General features: G+C 71.8%; 20 protein-coding genes. 7 read left to right on the top strand and 13 right to left on the bottom strand.

From position 1 onward, the window contains the following. Positions 1–133 precede the first annotated feature (133 nt). The 6 genes from FM051_RS28095 to FM051_RS28070 form a co-directional block, all read right to left on the bottom strand. Complete coding sequence (locus FM051_RS28095; RefSeq protein ID WP_158848477.1) at positions 134–544, bottom strand: hypothetical protein; 411 nt, start codon at positions 542–544, stop codon at positions 134–136. 4 nt (positions 545–548) lie between these two features. Further along, the gene (locus FM051_RS28090) at positions 549–2,159 is read right to left on the bottom strand and encodes an ABC-F family ATP-binding cassette domain-containing protein (protein WP_158848475.1); all 1,611 of its coding nucleotides are present in this window, start codon (positions 2,157–2,159) and stop codon (positions 549–551) included. Between the two features lie 266 nt (positions 2,160–2,425). Continuing rightward, positions 2,426–3,190 (bottom strand): ABC transporter permease, encoded by a 765-nt coding sequence (locus FM051_RS28085; protein ID WP_202919053.1) that lies wholly within the window; start codon positions 3,188–3,190, stop codon positions 2,426–2,428. 10 nt (positions 3,191–3,200) lie between these two features. Continuing rightward, positions 3,201–4,523, bottom strand: coding sequence for an MFS transporter (locus FM051_RS28080; protein ID WP_158848473.1), 1,323 nt, complete (start codon positions 4,521–4,523; stop codon positions 3,201–3,203). A 4-nt stretch (positions 4,524–4,527) separates the two neighbouring features. Next, the gene (locus FM051_RS28075; RefSeq protein WP_158848471.1) at positions 4,528–4,992 is read right to left on the bottom strand and encodes a MarR family winged helix-turn-helix transcriptional regulator; all 465 of its coding nucleotides are present in this window, start codon (positions 4,990–4,992) and stop codon (positions 4,528–4,530) included. 16 nt (positions 4,993–5,008) lie between these two features. Beyond that, positions 5,009–6,496 (bottom strand): NCS2 family permease, encoded by a 1,488-nt coding sequence (locus FM051_RS28070; protein WP_158848469.1) that lies wholly within the window; start codon positions 6,494–6,496, stop codon positions 5,009–5,011. Between the two features lie 75 nt (positions 6,497–6,571). On the opposite strand from FM051_RS28070, the gene FM051_RS28065 reads away from it, so the two are divergent. Further along, a complete protein-coding gene (locus FM051_RS28065) occupies positions 6,572–6,832 on the top strand; it encodes a DUF2530 domain-containing protein (RefSeq protein WP_158848467.1) in 261 nt (86 codons plus the stop codon). 238 nt (positions 6,833–7,070) lie between these two features. On the opposite strand, the gene FM051_RS28060 is transcribed toward FM051_RS28065, so the two are convergent. Together FM051_RS28060 and FM051_RS28055 are read right to left on the bottom strand one after the other, a co-directional pair. Beyond that, on the bottom strand, positions 7,071–9,935 hold the full coding sequence (locus FM051_RS28060) for a sacsin N-terminal ATP-binding-like domain-containing protein (protein WP_202919052.1): 2,865 nt from the start codon (positions 9,933–9,935) through the stop codon (positions 7,071–7,073). Then, positions 9,932–10,723: a DUF3027 domain-containing protein gene (locus FM051_RS28055; RefSeq protein ID WP_238412690.1), complete on the bottom strand. Its 792-nt coding sequence runs from the start codon at positions 10,721–10,723 to the stop codon at positions 9,932–9,934. The genes FM051_RS28060 and FM051_RS28055 overlap by 4 nt, the downstream gene beginning before the upstream one ends. A 110-nt stretch (positions 10,724–10,833) precedes the next feature. Here FM051_RS28055 and FM051_RS28050 point away from each other — a divergent pair, with 110 nt between their 5' ends. From FM051_RS28050 to FM051_RS28040, 3 genes are all read left to right on the top strand, one after another. Beyond that, positions 10,834–11,607: a glutaminyl-peptide cyclotransferase gene (locus FM051_RS28050; protein WP_158848462.1), complete on the top strand. Its 774-nt coding sequence runs from the start codon at positions 10,834–10,836 to the stop codon at positions 11,605–11,607. Positions 11,608–11,670: 63 nt separating this feature from the next. Then, a complete protein-coding gene (locus FM051_RS28045; RefSeq protein WP_158848460.1) occupies positions 11,671–13,248 on the top strand; it encodes an MFS transporter in 1,578 nt (525 codons plus the stop codon). 11 nt (positions 13,249–13,259) lie between these two features. Continuing rightward, on the top strand, positions 13,260–13,730 hold the full coding sequence (locus tag FM051_RS28040) for a DUF2771 family protein (protein WP_158848459.1): 471 nt from the start codon (positions 13,260–13,262) through the stop codon (positions 13,728–13,730). 1 nt (position 13,731) lies between these two features. Here FM051_RS28040 and FM051_RS28035 read toward each other — a convergent pair whose 3' ends face one another. Then, on the bottom strand, positions 13,732–14,118 hold the full coding sequence (locus FM051_RS28035; protein WP_158848580.1) for a cold-shock protein: 387 nt from the start codon (positions 14,116–14,118) through the stop codon (positions 13,732–13,734). Between the two features lie 126 nt (positions 14,119–14,244). Between FM051_RS28035 and FM051_RS28030 the strand changes: the two genes are divergently transcribed. Continuing rightward, positions 14,245–14,436 (top strand): hypothetical protein, encoded by a 192-nt coding sequence (locus tag FM051_RS28030; protein WP_158848457.1) that lies wholly within the window; start codon positions 14,245–14,247, stop codon positions 14,434–14,436. Here the strand turns inward: FM051_RS28030 and FM051_RS28025 are convergent. Next, a complete protein-coding gene (locus FM051_RS28025) occupies positions 14,402–15,046 on the bottom strand; it encodes an HAD family hydrolase (protein WP_158848455.1) in 645 nt (214 codons plus the stop codon). The two genes, FM051_RS28030 and FM051_RS28025, sit on opposite strands and share 35 nt — an antisense overlap. 36 nt (positions 15,047–15,082) lie before the next feature. On the opposite strand from FM051_RS28025, the gene FM051_RS28020 reads away from it, so the two are divergent. Further along, the gene (locus FM051_RS28020; protein WP_158848453.1) at positions 15,083–15,634 is read left to right on the top strand and encodes a TetR/AcrR family transcriptional regulator; all 552 of its coding nucleotides are present in this window, start codon (positions 15,083–15,085) and stop codon (positions 15,632–15,634) included. Here the strand turns inward: FM051_RS28020 and FM051_RS28015 are convergent. Continuing rightward, a complete protein-coding gene (locus FM051_RS28015; protein WP_158848451.1) occupies positions 15,631–16,605 on the bottom strand; it encodes a Gfo/Idh/MocA family protein in 975 nt (324 codons plus the stop codon). The genes FM051_RS28020 and FM051_RS28015 overlap by 4 nt on opposite strands. A gap of 44 nt (positions 16,606–16,649) precedes the next feature. Between FM051_RS28015 and FM051_RS28010 the strand changes: the two genes are divergently transcribed. Then, positions 16,650–17,024 carry a YccF domain-containing protein gene (locus tag FM051_RS28010; protein WP_158848449.1) on the top strand — a complete coding sequence of 125 codons (375 nt, stop codon included), beginning with the start codon at positions 16,650–16,652 and terminating at the stop codon, positions 17,022–17,024. 17 nt (positions 17,025–17,041) lie between these two features. On the opposite strand, the gene FM051_RS28005 is transcribed toward FM051_RS28010, so the two are convergent. Both FM051_RS28005 and FM051_RS28000 read right to left on the bottom strand, forming a co-directional pair. Beyond that, on the bottom strand, positions 17,042–17,431 hold the full coding sequence (locus FM051_RS28005; protein WP_158848447.1) for a VOC family protein: 390 nt from the start codon (positions 17,429–17,431) through the stop codon (positions 17,042–17,044). 39 nt (positions 17,432–17,470) lie between these two features. Continuing rightward, entirely contained in the window at positions 17,471–18,259 is a 789-nt protein-coding gene (locus tag FM051_RS28000; protein ID WP_158848445.1) for a metallophosphoesterase, read from the bottom strand. Positions 18,260–18,285 lie beyond the last annotated feature (26 nt).

The raw sequence follows: 18,285 nt of genomic DNA, 5'->3' as shown, positions 1-18,285 counted from the left end.
GGTTACCGGGGGCCGGGGCGCCGCGCCTCCATATTTCCGGCAACGAATTTGGCGTTTCCATCGATCCCGAAACCGCCCTGGTTCGCGCGTTCGGGTGATCTTTGAGCGTGCTCCGACCAACCTTACCCGCAGGTCAGCGGCGGCGGCCGGCTTTCAGGGGGGCTACGTCGGCGCCGTCGTGGGAGCTGCGGCACTCGTCGGGGGTTACCGCCTCCACCGCGAGGGTCAGCATGCCCTTCACGCCCGTGTAGATGCTCTCGCCCGCCGACGCCAGGGACGTGTGCACCCGATTCGAGTCAGAGAAGTCGCGCTCGTCCTTCGTGCGCTTCTTCCCCGCCTCCTCGGGCTTCGTCGCGCTGCGCAGGTTGACCTCCAGCCACGCGGCGACCTCGGTCGGCGTGGTCAAAACCTCTTCCGGCGTGCGCTCCAGGCGCTCCTGGCGCGGGGAGGCGTGGTCGAGTGACGTGTGCTCCACATAGGCGTGCCAATGCGTGTTGCGCAGTGACCACGTCTGCTCGATCGGCCAGTCCTCCTCGGTGCCCATGCGCCTATCTTGCCAGGGTCCGGACGTCCAAGGTGCGGTCAACCCCCACAGCCGAGGCGAGCCGCCGGTCGTGGGTCACCAGCAGGAGCGTGCCCTCGTAGCTCTCCAACGCCTGTTCGAGTTGTTCGATCGCCGCCACGTCGAGGTGGTTGGTCGGCTCGTCCAGCACCAGGCACGTGGTCCCCCTGGCCTGCAGCACCGCCAGTCCAGCCCTGGTCCGCTCCCCCGGCGACAGCGAACGCGCCGGCCGCAGCACGGCGTCCGCACCCACCCGGAACTTCGCCAGAAGGGTTCGGGCTTCCACGTCCGACAGCCCGGTCGAGGCGGTGACGACGTCCAGCACGGGCCGCGAAGTCGCGAAGTCCGCACGCACCTGGTCGACCTCGCCCACCACCACCGCCGGTCCCTGGCTGCGGTCGCCGGAGTCCAGCGGCAGCCGCCCCAGCAACGCCCCGAGCAGCGTCGACTTGCCGGAACCGTTGGGCCCGGTGATGCGCCACCGCTCGCCCGCGCCGATGGTGAGGTCGATCGGCCCGAGCGTCACGTCACCGCGACTGACCGAGGCGCCACGGAGGGTGAACGCGACCTGGCTCCCCCGCCCCGCGCTCGGCAACGTCAACCGCAGCTCCCACGGCTCGCGCGGCTCCTCGACCTCCTCCAGCCGCTCCAACGCACGGTCCACGGCGGACGCCCGAGCGCCCAGGTTCTCGGCGCCCTGCTTGCGGAAGAACTTGATGAACTTGTCGCTCTCGTCGGACTTGGCGTTGCGCCGCACGCCCGCCTTGGACCACTCGCGGGTCTGCCGGGCCCGCTGCGTCAACGCATCGCGCTTGGCCGCGTACGCCTCGTACTCCTCCCGCGCCCGCCGTTGGGCGTGAGCCTGCTCCTGCACGTACGCGTCCCACCCGCCACCGAACACGGTGACGCCGTGGCTGAACTCGTCCAACTCGGCGATCGCGGTAGTGGTGCGGGCGAGGAACTCGCGGTCGTGGCTGACCAGGACCATGCCCGCCCGGCTGCGCAGGACGTGCGATTCCAGCAGTTCCAGGCCGGCCAGGTCGAGGTCGTTCGTCGGCTCGTCCAACAACAGCACGTCGGCCGTGGTCAGCAGCACGGCCGCCAGCCGTAACCGCGCGGCCTGCCCACCGGACAGCTCCTCCGAACCGCGTTCGTCGAGCAGCGTCGCGGGCAGGCCGAGGCGTTCGCACACCTCGTCGGCGCGTTCGGCGAAGTCGGCGGCGCCGGACGCGGTCCACGCGTCGAACGCCCGCGCGTAGGAGTCCTCGGCTCCCGGCGCGCCCTCCGTCAACGCCTCCGTGGCGGCTTCGAACTCCCGCACCGCCGCTGCCACGCCGGTGCGGCGGGCCAGGTGGTCCCGCAGCGACTCACCGGGCCGGATCTCGGTCTCCTGGGTCAGGTGCGCGACCGCCCCGCGAGCGGTGACGGTGCCCGAGTCCGGTGCCAGCTCACCCGCCAGCACGCGCAGCAGGGTCGATTTGCCGACGCCGTTCGGCGCGACCAGGCCTACGCGTTCACCTGCGGGAACATCGAGATCCACCTCCGAGAGCACGATCCGGGGACCGAACGACAGCGTGACGTTCCTGGCTGTCAACACGCTCCGATCGTGACAGGAACGCCTGCCGTGAGCACCTCAGTTTCCGGGGTCACCCATCGCGCGGCTGTCGCACGTAGATTGCAACTACAGCAACTCGGCAACTGACTCGGCAACTACAGGCAGAACGGCCTGCGCGAGACTCGGCGGGTGCTCCGACAAGCACCACCGCCGATACGACGAGGCCCCGCGACCCGGCGGTACGACCGGGAGGCGGGGCCTCGTCTGTTCCCGAACTGACTGCCGCTCCCACCACGAAGCGACGAGACTTAGGTTAGCCTAACTTCGCCCGTCGCACCAGTCCGTCGCACGAGGCCGCGAGCGACCAGTTCGACCACCACCGCGATCGCCACCGCCTCGACCGCCAGCAGCCCCAGCAGCACGACGAGCTGCAACGCGCCCGCCTGCCACACCGGCGCACCGCCGAGGAGCATCCCGACGAACGCGCCGGGCAGCGTGACCAGGCCGACCGTCCGGGTCTGGTCGAGTGCGGGGATCAGGGCTTCGGCGGCCGGGCGGCGCACCAGCTCGCGCACGGCGACCGGTTCGGTGAACCCGAGCGCCAGCGCGGCCTCGTACTCGCCGTGCCGGTCCCGCAACGTGTCGAGCGCACGCCGGACGGACAACGTGGTGGCGGTCATCGCGCCGCCGATGAGGATGCCGCCGACCGGCACCAGCGCGATGCCCCGCAACGGCACCAGACCGCTCGCCACCAGGCCCGCGATCGCCGGCACTGTCCCGGCGAGGATCGCGGCGGCCACCCAGATCCCACGCCTGCCGGTCTTGGTGCGCGCGGCGGACGTGCCCGTGGCCACGCCCGCCATCAGCACCAGGAACGCCGACGTCAGCGGCAACGACGCCAGCACCACCGTGATGACGGCCGACACGGCGGCCAGCTGTGCCGTCGCCCGCAAGGCGGCCCGGACCACCGGTTTCGGCGACGCCAGCCCGGCCCACCAGACGACCGCGGCCGCGACGGCGGTGAAGACCAGACAGACGACGAGCAGCCGGACCCAGTCCGTTGCGATGACCACCAGGCCATTGTCAGACGCGGGAGCGGCGGCGCAGAGCCAGGCGGTGCACCGGCAGCGCGAGGCCGCCCCGCCGGGCCAGCACGATCCCGCCGACCACGGCCGCCAGGATCGACACCACACCGCCCACGACCAGCGGCGACCGTGCGGTGAAGTGCTCGGCGAGCCAGCCCATCACCGGCCCGCCCACCGGGTTGCCGCCCAGGAAGACCAGCATGTACAGGCCCATCACCCGGCCGCGCATGGCGGGCGACACGGCCAGCTGCACGGTCGCGTTGGCCGTCGTCGTGAACGTCATCATCGCGATGCCGGTGGGGATCAGCGCCAGCCCGGACAGCCACATCGTGGGCATCAGACCGACCACGACCTCCAACGCGCCGAACGCCAGCGCACCCAGGATCAGCAGCCTCAACCGCGGCTTCCCGCGGGCGCTGCGCCGGGCCGCCAACGTCGCGCCTGCCAGCGTGCCGACCGCGAGCAACGTGGACAGCAGCCCGTACGCGGAGGCGTCGCCGCCGAACGTGTTGCGCGCCAGCACGGCCAGCGTGACGTAGAAGTTCAGCCCGAACGTGCTGATGAAGAACACCAGGAACAGCAGGATCACCAGGTCAGCGCGCTTGCGCACGTACCGCAGGCCCTCCCGCAGCTGGCCCTTCGAGCGCGGCACGGGGTCGCCGCGGTGCAGTTCGGCGGCCCGCATGAGCAGCAGCCCGGCGATCACGCCGAGGAAGCTGATCGCGTTGAGCAGGAACACCCAGCCGGTGCCGACCACGATGATCAGCACGCCCGCGACGGCCGGGCCGACCATCCGGGCCAGGTTGAACGTCATCGCGTTCAACGCGACCGCGTTGGTGAGCTGGTCGCGGCCGACCATCTCGACCACGAAGCTCTGCCGCACCGGCGTCTCCACCGCGGACACCGCGCCGAGCAGCAGGCACAGCAGGTAGACGTGCCAGAGCTGGACCACGCCGGTGACGTCGAGCAGGCCGAGGGTCAGCGCGCAGAGCCCGAGCCCGGTCTCCAGCACGAGGAGCAGCTTGCGCTTGTCCATCCGGTCCGCGAGCACGCCGGCCCACAACGACAGGAACAACGTCGGCGCGAACTGCAGCGCGGCGGCGATGCCGAGGGCGATCGGCGAACCGTCGGACAGCTCCAGGACCAGCCAGTCCTGGGCGACGCGCTGCATCCACAGCCCGACGAGGGAAACGACCTGGCCGGAGGCGTAGAGGCGGTAGTTGCGCACGCGCAGCGAACCGAACATGCGCCGGCGCGGCGGGGGTGCGGCTGTGTTGCGATCGCGTTGATCGGTCTCTGCCCCACCCGCGTACGCCGGCACGTCGTTACTGCCCCGCCATCCTGTCGATTATCTCGGCGGCGCGCGACAGCACGCCCCGTTCCTCCGGTGTCAGCTCGGCCAACCGCTTGTCCAGCCAGGCTTCCCGGGCGGACACCTCTTCGTTGATGTAGTTCAGCCCCGCCTCGCTCAGCTCCACGATGGCCTGCCGGCCGTCGGTGGGGTGGGGGCGGCGCGTGGCGAACCCGAACTCCTCCAGGGCGGCGATCACCCTGGTCATCGACGGTGGCTGGACGCCTTCCTTGGCGGCCAGCTCGCCCGGCGTCAGGGGTCCGCACTTGTGCAACGTGGACAGCGCGGACACCTGGGTGAGCGAGATCGCGGAGTTCACCCGCTGCGCGCGGAGCCGACGGGTCAACCGGACCACGGCCAGCCGCAACCGGCTCGCCAATCCCGCTTCCGCCTCGGTCTCCACCACGTAGTTAGCATACCTCACGATCTCTGCGCCCATCATGTGAACTTGCCCATCACCCGGCCAGAGCAGCCTGGATGGGGCCGATCGCGAAGTAGACGACGAACGCCGCCGCCACGATCCACATGAGCGGGTGCACGCTGCGCGCCCGCCCGGTGAGCGCGCGCAGCACCACGTAGCTGACGAAGCCCGCGCCGATGCCGTTCGCGATCGAGTAGGTGAACGGCATGACCACGATGGTGAGGAACGCGGGCAGGCCGATGGAGAAGTCGGTGAAGTCGATCTCCTTGATCTGGACGATCATCAGGGCGCCGACGATGACCAGCGCGGGCGCCGCCGCCTCGACCGGCACGACCGCGTACAGCGGGGTGAGGAACATGGCGGCGAGGAACAGCAGACCGGTGACGATGTTCGCCAACCCGGTCCGCGCGCCCTCCGCGATGCCGGACGCCGATTCGATGTAGACGGTGTTGGACGACGAGGACGCCGCACCGCCCGCGACCGCGCCGAGACCGTCGACGAACAGCGCCTTCGACACGCCGGGCAGCTGGCCGTCCTTGCCGATGAGCCCGGCTTCCTTGCCCAGGCCGGTCATCGTGCCGACGGTGTCGAAGAAGTCCGTGAGCACCAGCGTGAACACCAGCAGCGCGGCCGTCAGCGCGGGCACCCTGGTCCACGCGCCGAACGAGACGTCACCCAGCAGGGAGAGGTCGGGCAGCCCGAACACCTGCTCCGGCAGCGCGGGGTAGCCGAGGTTCCACCCGGCGGGGTTGACGCCGCGGGACGGGCCCGCCTTGACGATCGCCTCGATCACGATGGACAGCACCGTCGCCGACAGCACGCCGATCAGGATCGCGCCCTTGACCCTGCGGGCGACCAGGATGCCGGTGACGACCAGCCCGACCACGAACACGAGCGTCGGCCACGACGCGATCGACCCGTTGATGCCGAGTCCGACCGGCACGGTCGTGCCCGCCGCGTCCGGCAGCCGCCGCACGAACCCGGCGTCGACCAGCCCGATGAAGCAGATGAACAGGCCGATGCCGACCGCGATGGCCGCCTTCAGCTCCGCCGGCACCGCGTTGAACACCGCCGTGCGGACACCCGTGACGACGAGCAGCAGCACCACCAGCCCGTTGACCACGACGAGGCCCATCGCCTCGGGCCACGACATCTGCGGCACGATCGTGACCGCCACGAACGAGTTGATGCCGAGGCCGGTGGCCAGCGCGAACGGGTAGTTGGCGACGAGTCCGAACAGGATCGTCATGACGCCCGCGACCAGCGCCGTCACCGCCGCCACCTGCGGGATGGTGAGGATGTTGCCGAGCACGTCGACCTTCGCGTTCGGGTCGTCGGCCGCGAAGCTGCCCAGGATCAGGGGGTTCAGCACGACGATGTAGGCCATGGTCACGAACGTGACCAGCCCACCGCGCACCTCCCGCCCGACCGAGGAGCCGCGTTCGGAGATCTTGAAGAAGCCGTCCAACTTGGAGCGCGGCGGGCCGGGCTTCTGAGTGGCTGGTGTGTCGGCGGTGGCCATCTCATCTCCTTGATCGGTGTGGCGGGGCAGGCAGAGCGTGCCCCACCTGTGTTTCGGGCAGGTAGCCTGCCCGACGTGGCCGAACAGGACGCGACACCCCTCCCAGCCCCGCCGCCGCTACCGCCGAGGCTGGCCGATCCCGTGCCCGCGATCGTGGTGGGGACGGCCCTGTGGCTCGTGGCGTTGGCGGGCGTGCTGGTGTTCGGGGACGACACGATCCTGGTGTGGACGTGCCTGTCCGGCGGCCTGCTGGGGATCATCGGCTACGGCATCTTCAAGTGGCAACGCTCCGCCGCGCGCCGAGGCAGCCGCACCGCCCAACGCGGGCTGGACTGAGCGGTACCGCGGACCACCCCGGCAGCCGCACCGCCCGATGCGGGCTGGACTGAGCGGTACCGCGGGCCGCCCTCGGCTGGTGGTCCCTCGGCTGAAGGTGGGGGCCGGGGCGCCGCGCCTTCATTTTTCCGGCAACAAATCCGGGGTTTCCATTCATCCCCGGATCCGGCCGGTTCGCGCGTTCGGGTGATCTTGGCGGCGCGGGTCCGGGGCTGTGATCCAGCCGGTCATCCGTAGGTCAGCCGAGCAGGACCGACGGTGTCGGGTCGGCGATCAGGGCGGCGAACGTGTGCCGGTCGCCCCAGCGTCCCGTCGTCCACGCCAGAGCGCGCGCCAGCCCTTCGGGGGTGTCGGCGGCGTGCACGACCGAGTCCTCCACCCACCACGACACCGAGTGCTCGGCGCCCTCGGCGGCCACGACCAGGTCGTCGTGCACGGTCAGCGAACCGTCCGGCAATTCGACACCGAGCAGGTCGCACGCCAGCCGCACCGCGCCCAGCTCCGACCAGACCACCTCGTCGCCCTCGCCGACCACCGAGCCGGACACCTCCTCGGAGGCGAGCGGCAGGGCCAGGAGTTCGGCCAGGTCGGACGCCGAACCCGACGCGGCCAGCACCTGGGACGGCGGCAGCACGCCGAGCAGCCAGGGCAGGTCCAGCACCAGCACGTCGTCCGCCGACTCGGCCGCACCGGTCAGCACCCGCACGCGGTCCGGTGGTTCGACGCTCACCGAGTCCGCCACCTCGGCCAACAGCGCGTGCACGCGCAGCACCAGGGCGTCGGACAGCTTGCGCGCCGGGTCGCCCAGGCGGGCCAGCAGGTCGGTGACGTCGTCCTCGTCCACCACGCTCAACGACGTGCGCACACCCGCGGCGGCCAGCACGTGCGGCGGCAGGTCCACCGACGGCACCACGTCGTACAGGCCGTCCAGAGCGTCCGCGTCGGGCAGCCGCCACGACCCGAGCGGCACGCCCTCGATCGTCGCGTACCGGGCCAGCCACCAGGCCGTGTAGCCGTCCGGCTCGGCCACCGCCCGCCACACCACGGGGTCGGCGGCCATCATCGCCAGCGCCTCGGGCCACTTGTCCCGCGCCACCAGGTCCAGGTCGCGGATGCCGAGCACCCGCGTCGGCGGCACGTCGAACGCGTCCCACCAGTAGCCCTCGTCGGCCAGGTCGTGGTCGGGCTCGGTGGGCGAGTCGTCCTCGACCACGGTGAACCCGTCGATCACGCCGACGTCGGTGAGCACCTGCCGCGGCCACTCCTCGGCCACCGACGCGTCCAGCACCCCGAACGGCGCGTCCGCCTCCAGCACCGACAGCAGCGCCGAGTCGGGCAGCACGAGTTCGTCCGCGCGCCGCCACTCGCCGTCCGCCGACGGCAACGCCAGCTCCGCCAGCCACGGCCGGCCACCGGCCCGCGACACCAGCCGCAGCACGGTCCGCACCAGCTCCGGCCCGTCCAGCGCGGGGTCGTCCAGGCTGCGGTGCACGGCCTCGCGCACCGCGTCGGAGTCCAGCAGCTCCGCCGGACCGGCCTCGGTCGCGCCGAGGCGCAGCAGCAGCGGGTGGGCCGCCTCGGGGTGCGCGATCCGCAGACCGGACACCGAGAACAGCTCCGAGTCCGTGCCCACCAGCACACCGCGCGGGCTGCTCACCAGCCGCCCGTCCACCAGCGGCACGGGCAGGCTGCCCATCTCCTCGCGCGCCGTCGAGTCGACGTCCGCGATCGGCGACAGGGCGGCGTACACCTGGTGCCACCACGACGGGTCGCCGCCGACACCGGCCAGCGCGGCGACCACTTCGGACACACCCAGCCTGGGCACTTCCAGCGCCGCGAGCGCCTTCGCGTGCGGCGGGAGCGTCAGCTCGTAGTCGAGCAGGCCGGGGATCACGTCCTCCAGCAGCTCGACCAGCTCGAACGACGCGAGGTCCAGCACCTTCGCGGTCGACGGCGCGGCCCACTCGCCGTCCGCCAGCGGCAGCCAGGGTGCCGTCCGCAGCGCCTTGAGGATGCCCGTCCGCAGCCGGTCGTCCACTTCGGACAAGGGGAACCCTGGCAGCGGCACCAGCGAGGTCCGCTCGATCGCGGGCAGCGAGGCGACCAGCTCCGGGTACGCCAGGGTGGCCTGCTCCAGCACGAACGACGCCGCCGCACCGGCCAGCACCCGTCGCCGGGACGGCTCGACCGGCAGGGTCGCGATCAGCCGCGCGGGCAGCGACAGCTTCTCGTCCGTCGGCGTCGGCGCGTGCAGGACGTCACCGGACAGCGGCTCGTCCATCGGCCACGCCCAGCACACCGACCACTGCGGGCGGGACTCCACGCCCGCGACCAGCGACGCAGGCAGCTCGCCGCCGACCCGGTGCACCAGCCACCGCTGCGCGCCGGACGGCCCGGTCAGCACCACGACCCCGTCGGACTCGGACCGCTCCCACGCGTCCGACCCGACCTCGATCCGCCGCAGGCCGGGCAGCGCCAGCAGCAGGTCCGGCACCTCCGCCGCGAACTCCGGAAGCAAGGACGCCGCGGCATCTGTCCGGTTGTCGGCTCCGCCGACGGCCTTCAACGGCAGCCGCACCTCGGTGTCGAACCCGTCCGGCAGATCCGCCTCATCGGAGGGCCACACCAGCCGCAACACCGGCACGTCACCGCCGCGGGCGGACGCCAGCGACGGCACCGCCTCACGCGTGCGGGCGGCGGAGAACGCCACCGAGCCGGACCGGGACACCACCCGCGGCTCGTCGGTCACCGCCAGCACGGCCGCGAAACCCACGCCGAACTGCCCGACCGTGTCCGCGGCCTTCGACGACGCCCGCAACGACGCCAGCGCCGCCACACCGGCCGCGTCCAGCGGCGCGCCGGTGTTCGCCGCCCGCAGCTCACCGTCCACAACGGACAGCCGCAGCACGCCGGGCGTGGCGCCGGCCGCGTCGGACGCGTTCTGCGCCAGCTCCACCAGCAGCCGGTCGCGGTACCCGCCGAGCCTCAGGTCCTCTTCGGCGTTGGCGTCCTCGCGGAACCGCGTCGGCGAGCCGCGCCACGCGGCCAGCACCGACTCACGCAGCGCCTCGGTGCCGAACGGGTCCACCGGGTCCGCGCTCACTTCCCGCTCTCGTCAGCCGACGTCTCACCCGACGGGTTCGCCTCCACGTCCAGCACCGCGTCGTCGTAGACGACCTCGGCGACCGGCACCAGCGGCCCGCCCTCGACCTCGACCTCGGAGTGCGCGCCGCACCCGTACTCCACGTGCACGACGTGGCCGTCCGCCGGCGTCAGCTCGTTCGCGCACACCCCGAAGGCGGCGCCCAGCGAACCGGCGACCCGGACGTAGAACCCGCACGTCCCGCAGGTGGCGGGCGCGCTGCGGGCCATCTCGCTGCGTGGCCCGAAGTCGCCGCCGTGCCAGCGCTGGGCGGCGTCGAGGACGCCCTCGCGGGACAGCACCCGCACCCGGCCCAGGCCGATCTCCATGGCGACCTCTTCGACCGCCGGGTCGTCCGAGCCCACGTACCCGGGCGCCAGGCGCGGGTCGTCCTCGGGCGTGGGCAGCAGGTCGCCGACACCGAGGTCGCCCGCGCGGACCCGCTCGTGCCACGGCACCCAGTCCGGCGCGACCAGCGCGTGGTCGCCGGGCAGGAGCACGACCTCGCTCACCGACAGCGGCGTGCCCTCGCCCGCGAAGGCGACGGTGACGGCCCAGTTCCAGCCGCGGTAGCCCGCGTGCTCGGCCTCGAACAGGTGGGTGACCGACGCCTCGTCCTCGGCGACCGTGCCCACGTGGTCGCCCACGCGGTCCTCGCCCGCCTCCTCCTGCGCGGCCGTCCGGGCGAGCCGGATCGCGGCGGGGTCGGCGAGGGCTGGATCGGGCTGCTGGGTCGGCGTGGCGGTCACAGGTGGATTGTGCCGCACGGCTTCGCGGCGCCGCGCACACGTGCCACCCTTACAGGTGGATTGTGCCGCACAGCTTCGCGGCGCCGCGCACACGTGCCACCCTTTCGGACATGCGGTGGCTCCTGATAGCAGTGCTCTTCGTCCTGTCGGCGGCTTGCGCGACCCCGCCCGACCCGCCGGCGGCGGCGTCGCCGGCCGGACCGACGCGGGTCGAAGTGCTCGGCACGGTGCCCCACGACCCCGAGGCGTTCACCCAGGGGTTGGAGCTGGTGGACGGCGTGCTGTACGAGGGCACGGGCCTGGAGGGGCAGTCGTCGCTGCGCCGAGTGAACCCGCGGACGGGCGAGGTGGAGCGACGCGTCGACCTGCCGGACTCGCTGTTCGGCGAGGGCATCACGGTGGTCGGCGACCGGATCTGGCAGATCACCTGGCGGAACGGCGTGGCCATGGAGCGGGACCGGACCACGCTCGAAGAAGTGAGGCGCGTCACCTATGAGGGTGAAGGCTGGGGGCTGTGCCATGACGGCGACCGGCTGGTGATGAGCGACGGGTCGGACCGGCTGACGTTCCGCGACCCGGAGTCGTTCGCCGAGACCGGCACGGTGGCCGTGCGCCGCGGCGGGCAGCCGGTCACCCGCCTGAACGAACTGGAGTGCGTCGGCGGCCAGGTGTGGGCGAACGTCTGGCAGACCGACAAGGTGGTGCGCATCGACCCCGCCAACGGCAAGGTCACCGACACCGTCGACCTGAGCGGGGTCCGGCCGGCCGACGTGCCGAAGAGCGACGTGCTCAACGGCATCGCCGCCGTGCCGGGCACCGACGAGTTCCTGATCACCGGCAAGAACTGGCCGACGATGTTCCGGGTCAGGTTCCCCGGGAGCTGATCCGCGGTGCTCACCGGCCCCAATGTGTGCGACAGCCCGCACCCGGTGAGGCAGGATTGGGGTGTGACGCCCCCTCGGCCGGAAGATCAGTCGCGGCGGTACCCGTGGGAGGACGACGAGTACAAGCCGCGCACCCGGCCGTACCCGACACCGGGACCACCGCCGACACCGCCGCGCGGTCAGCAGGCGCCCCCGCCACCACCTCGAAACCCCCGAAACCGGCCGCGTGACGACCGCGAGTCCGCGCGCTTCACGCCACGGCCGGACGACGACAAGCCGACCGTGCCGACGCTGCCGAAGAAGCTCACCGTCACCCGGGTCGTCTGGTTCCGGACCAAGCAGCTCAGCAGCCAGGCACTGGCCGCGTTCCGCAAGGCCGCGCACGCCGACGGCGCCAAGCAGTCCGGCCTGTCGTCGCTGACCTACGCGGTGATGCTCAACTACGCGGCCGACGCGGCGATGGCGGTCGCGCTGGCCAACACCCTGTTCTTCTCCGCCGCTTCGGGCGAGAGCCGCGGCAAGGTCGCGCTCTACCTGCTGATCACGGTGGCGCCGTTCGCGCTGGTCGCGCCGGTCATCGGGCCGGCGCTGGACCGCATCCAGCACGGCAGGCGGGTGGCGTTGGCGGCGGCCTGCGTGCTGCGGATCTTCCTGTCCATCGCGATGGCGCTGAACTTCGACAACTGGGGCCTGTACCCGGCGGCGCTGGGCAGCATGGTGCTGTCCAAGTCGTTCACCGTGCTCAAGGCCGCGATCACACCGCGCGTCCTGCCGCGTGACATCACGCTGTCCAAGACCAACGCCCGGATGACGGTGTTCGGCCTGGCCGCGGGCGGTGTGTTCGGCGCGGTCGCGGCCGGGTTCGCGAACCTGTTCGGCTCGCCGGGCGCGCTGTGGTTCACCGCCGTGCTGTGCCTGGCCAACGCCTACTACTGCCTGCGCATCCCGTCGTGGGTGGAGGTCACCGAGGGCGAGGTGCCCGCGTCGCTGCGGGCGAAGCCGAAGCCGAAGCGGCAGCCGTTGGGGCGCACGGTCGTGGTAGCGCTGTGGGGCAACGGCTCGATCCGGATGCTGACCGGGTTCCTGATGCTGTTCGCCGCGTTCGTGGTGCGCGCCCAGACCGAGGGCGACGCGTTGATGCAGGTGCTGCTGCTCGGCGTGATCGCGGCGGCGGCCGGTGTCGGCAGCTTCCTCGGCAACGCGGTGGGCGCGCGACTGCACTTCGGGTCACCCGATCAGGTGGTTATCGGGTGCCTGATCGCGGCGCTGACGTCGGTGGTCCTGGCGGCCGTGCTGCCGGGGCTGGTGACGGCGGCGGTGGTCGGGCTGGTCGGCGCGACCGCGAGCTCGCTGGCCAAGGTGTCGCTGGACGCGGTCATCCAGGACGACGTGCCGGACGAGTCGCGGGCCTCGGCGTTCGGCCGGTCGGAGACGATCCTGCAGCTCGGCTGGGTGTTCGGCGGCGCGCTCGGCGTGCTGCTGCCGACCGAGTACTGGATCGGGTTCACCGTGCTGTCGGTGCTGCTCGCGGTGGGGCTGGCGCAGACGGTCCAGACCCGGCGCGGCGCGACGCTCATCCCCGGCCTGGGCGGCGACCGCCCACTGCGCACCGCTCCCGTCGTGCCCCGGCCGGGCACGTAGGCTCGACCGCCGTGCGCCGAATCCTGCTCGCCCTCTCGCTGCTGGTCCTGACGACGGCCTGCGCCGCTCCGGCACCTCCCGAGGTGACCTTCTACGCCAACGGCAGGACGATCAACCTCACGCCGGTGGACGACTGCGACCTGGACGTGGAGAACTGCCGCAAGGACCCGCAGGCGGAAGGCACGTTGCGAGTGCCGCCGGGCAAGCCGGTCCAGATCTCCGTGCCGGGCGAGGTGGCCGAGTCGGCCTGGGGCGTGAAGTTCCGGTACGTCGACGCCAACGGCGTGGAGCAGGAACCCGGGCGTGGCGAGGTGTTCACCGTGCGGGACCCGAAGTACGCCTACACGCTGGTGCTGCCGAACCCGGACGACCGCTTGCTGTGGATCGAGGTCCACCAGCTCAGCAGGCGCATCGAGTCCAGCGGCACCAGCGCGTTCGACTTCGTCGCCCGCCGGGTGTGGGCGGTCGACGTCACGAGCTGACCTACGGGTCGAGCTCCCTGGCGACGGCCCGGACCACCTCGGCGATCAGCTTGGTGTTCTTCCGGTCCGGGTACCGGCCCCGGCGCAGCTCGGGCTGCACCTTGTTCTCCAGCAGCTTGATCATGTCCTCGATCAGGCCGTGCAGCTCCTCCGCCGGCCGGCGGCGGGCCTCCGCCACCGAGGGCGCCGGGTCGATCAGCCGCACCGACAGCGCCTGCGGGCCGCGCCTGCCCTCGGCCATGCCGAACTCGATCCGCTGACCGGCTTTCAGGCCCTCGACACCCGGAGGCAGCGCGGATTTCCGCACGTATACGTCTTCGCCACCGTCCTGTGTGACGAAGCCGAAGCCCTTCTCCGAGTCGTACCACTTGACCTTGCCGGTCGGCACCGCGCTCACCAATCCTTAAGCAATCACACGACGAACGCGCCCGGGGCGTGCCCAGGGCGCGTCCCTCCAGACTAGCCAGAACACCGCCACCGGGGCACCTCCGATCGCGCGACTAGGCTCCCCCTCATGTCGAACTCGAAACTGATGCCACTGGCAGTGGCGTTGTTCGCGCTCGGCGTGGTGGCCATCGTCGCGTTGTTCATCGCGGGCGAACGCGGCCTTCCCGCCTGGGTGTTCGCGATGGGCTGGCTGCTCGCGCCCGCGGGGCTCGCGCTGGGCGTGCTCAGCGCCGTGAAGAGCTCCCGGCCCCGGCGCTGAGCCGGTCCGCGTTCGCCCGCAGCCAGTCCGGGAACGCGGTCAGGTCCGGCAGCACCACGTCCGCGCCCTCGTCGGCCAGCTCGTCCGCGCTGCACGGCCCGCTGACCACGCCGACGGACACCGCACCGGCGGCCTTCGCGCCCCGCACGTCACCCACGTGGTCGCCCACGTACACGGCCGCGCCGTGCGCCTTCAACGCCTCGGCCTTGCCGGTCGACCACAGCTCGCCGAACAGGTGGTCGACCTCCCAGTCCAGCGCGGCCAGGTGCAGCGCCGCGTTGGCCCGGTACTTGCCGGTGACCACGATCGTGGTCCCGCCCAGCTCACGCACCACCGCAAGCGCTTGCGCCGCGCCCGGCAGGGCGACCGTGGCCGGGATGACGACCTCCGGGTACAGCGCGCGGAACCGGGTGATCAGGTCCGGGATGTCCGCCTCGGCCACGCCGAAATCGCGGTAGATCATGTCCAGCGGCGGGCCCAGGTTGGCCGCGAAGTGCGCCCCGTCCAGCGGGTAGCCGCTCTCGGCCGCCACCGCGTCCATCACCGCCGCCATGCCCGGCCGGGGGTCGATCAGGGTCATGTCCAGGTCGAATCCGACGGTCAGCGGCACGAATCGCACTTTATGCGCTGTGCCAAGCTTTGCGCCGTGACGGAACTCACCCGGTCCCTGCTCGACGCGGCCGCGGAGTTGCTGGCGGCACACGGTTCCCGCGGCCTGCGCATGGCGGAGGTCGCCGCCAAGGCGGGTGTGAGCAGGCAGACCGTCTACAACGAGTTCGGCAACAAGGAACGGCTCGTGCAGGCCGTGGCGCTGCACAAGACGGCCGAGTTCGTGGCCGGCGTCCGCGAGCGGCTGCTCGGCACGCCCGACCCGGTGGAGGGGCTGCGGCTGGGCGTCGAGTTCGCGTTCGACCTGGCCGAGCGGGACGTGCTGGCCAGGTCCGTCCTGACCGGCGCGAACGCCGAGGACATGCTCCCGCTGCTCACCACCAGGGGACGACCGGTGCTGACGCTCGCCACCTCGGTGATCGTCCAGCACCTCCGCCGGCACCGGCCCGAGCTGCCCGACGCGCGCGTGCACCTGATCGCGGACACGATCGTGCGGGTGGCGTTGAGCCACCTGCTGACGCCGGACAGCCGCCGGGTCGAGGCGGTCGTGCACGTGGCGGAGGCGTTGCTGGGCGCCGGTGACCGCTAGCCGGGCGTCACGTCGTCGTAGGTCAGGCCCACCTGCTCGGCGGCCCTGGTCATGGTGCGCAGGATCGCCAGCGACTCGGCGTGCCGCATGGACGGGCTCTCCGTCTCACCCGCCCGCACCCGGTTCACCACCTCGCGCAGCTGCGGCACGTAGCCCGCGCCCTCCTGCTCGTGCCGGTGCTCCACCCCGTTCACGACGATCCGGCTCGGGTTGAAGAGGGCTTCCGGCAGCTCGACCAGGCCACGCGTGCCGTACACGACCGCCCCCGACCTCAGGGGGCTGACCAGCGACGCCCCGAGCAGCGCGTGCGCGCCGTCCGAGTAGCCGAGCAGCATGCCGATCTCGGCGTCCACGCCCTCGACCATCGAGCCGTGCGCGGCGACCGTCGCCGGCTCGCCGAGCAGCAGGTGGGCGAACGACACCGGGTAGATGCCCAGGTCGAACAGGGCGCCGCCGCCCAGGGCCTTGCTCCACAGCCGGTGCGCCGGGTCGTGGTCGAGGGTGAAGCCGAAGTCCGCGTGGATCGACCGGACGTCACCGATCTCACCGGCCGCGATCAGCTCGCCCAGCCGCACGATGAGCGGGTTGAAGCGGGTCCAGATGGCCTCCATGAAGAACAGGCCGCGCTCGCGCGCCAAGTCCACCACGTCCTGCAGGTCCGGCAGGGTGAGCGTGGCGGGCTTCTCGCACAGCACGTGCTTGCCCGCCTCCAACGCCGCACGCGTCACCGCGTGGTGCTGGGCGTGCGGCGTGGCCACGTAGACGACGTCCACGTCGGGGTCCGCGAGCAGGTCGGTGTAGTCGCCGTAGGCGCGCGGGATCTCGTGCTTGGCCGCGAACGCCTCGGCCTTGGGCAGCGCGCGGGACGACACCGCGAGCACTTCGACGTCGGGCAGCAGGCGGAGGTCACCGGTGACGACGTCGGCGATCCAGCCGGTCGCCACGACACCCCAGCGGAGTTTGTTCGACACGGGACGGCAGCCTAATCGCCGAGCCGATCGGGCAAGATGAACCGGTGAGGATCCTGCTGAACCTGATCTGGCTGGTCCTGAGCGGCTTCTGGCTGGCCGTCGGGTACGTGGTCGCGGGCATCGTGTGCTGCGTGCTGATCGTCACCATCCCGTGGGGGCTGGCGGCGTTCCGGATCGCGAACTACGCGCTGTGGCCGTTCGGGCGCACGGTCGTGGACCGGCCCGGCGCGGGCGCGCCTTCCCTGCTCGGCAACATCGTGTGGATCGTGGTCGCGGGTGTCTGGCTCGCCATCGGCCACGTCGTCACCGGTGTCCTGCTGTGCGTGACGATCATCGGCATCCCACTCGGCATCGCGAACTTCAAGCTGGTGCCGGTGTCGCTGATGCCGTTGGGCAAGGAGATCGTCGCGCTGCCCTGAGCGTCGGGCGGTGACGGTCAGCGGACGGAGCCGCCCTCGTGCAGGCAGAGGATGTTGCCCTCGCTGTCGTGGAACCAGGCGGCCTTCTCCGAGCCCATCACGGCGATGTGGTTCTCCGTCTTCAGCTCGGGGAGGTCGTAGTCGTCGAACCGGACGCCGCGCCGCTCGAGTTCGCGGATCTCGGCCGCCACGTCGTCGACCTCGAAGCTGAGCACGGTGTGCTCGGTCTGCGCGCCCGCCTCGGCGGGCATCAGGCCGAGCGCGTCACCCTGGCCGAGTTGGAACGTGAGGGTGCCGTCCGCCTCGCGGCCGAGCGGGGTGAGGCCGAGTTGCTCGGTGTAGAAACGGCTGGCCCGCTCCGGGTTGGACACGGGCAGGATCGTCGTCGTTCTGGTCGCTGTCAGCACGGTGTGCCTCCTCACTTTCACGGTGAGGTCATGCTGCGCCTACTCCGATTGCTTCGCCAGTCGGACTACCAGGCACGGGCCGCCGCTGTAGAGGCCCGCGTCGACGGCCAGCACCTTGCCCTCGGCGTACCTCAGCGGGCCGTCGATCTCCTCCGGCGGCACGCCGAGCTGGTCGGCGATGACGCTGTGGCCGTGCACCACCTCGTGGCCGCCGAGCACGTCGAGCAGTTCGGCCGCCACCTCCGCGCCGTCCGGGCCGCGGAAGGCGTAGCGGGTGGTCATCTTGCGCCAGCACTCCCACCAGTGCTCCAGGTCGTCGCCCTTGAGCACGTCCCGGACGGCGTCGTTGACCTCGTCGATCGTGGCGCCCCACTCCAGGTAGGCGAGGGTGTCGGAGTGCATCAGCAGGTGGCCGTCGACCTCGGTGAGGACGGGGCGGGTGGTCAGCCACTCGATGTGGGCGTCGGTGAGGCGGTCCTGGTCGCTGCGTCTGCCGCCGTTGAGCAGCCAGCTGCGGGCGAAGCTGCGCGGGGTCGGCGCACCCGGAACGTTCCGGTCTCCGAACCGGTGCATGCCCAGCAGCAGGACCTCGTGGTTGCCGACGAGGGCGTCGACCCGGCCGCCGCTCTGCTCGGCCAGGCGCATGACGAACTCGATCACGCCGATGCCGTCCGGGCCGCGGTCGACGAAGTCGCCGAGGAACCACAGCTCCGCGTCACCGCCGCACCAGTCACCGTCGGCGTCGACCAGGCCCGAGGCGTGCAGGGCGCGGGTCAGCTCGGCGAGGTGCCCGTGCACGTCGCCAACCACGAAGAGCGGTCGTTCCACACCCGCGACGATAAGCGACGCGGGGG

Origin of the sequence: Saccharothrix deserti (assembly GCF_009769385.1) — a bacterium.
GTDB classification, from domain to species: Bacteria; Actinomycetota; Actinomycetes; order Mycobacteriales; family Pseudonocardiaceae; genus Actinosynnema; species Actinosynnema deserti.
The sequence above is the reverse complement of the archived record's forward strand: the minus strand, read 5'-3'. Positions and strand labels throughout refer to the sequence as shown.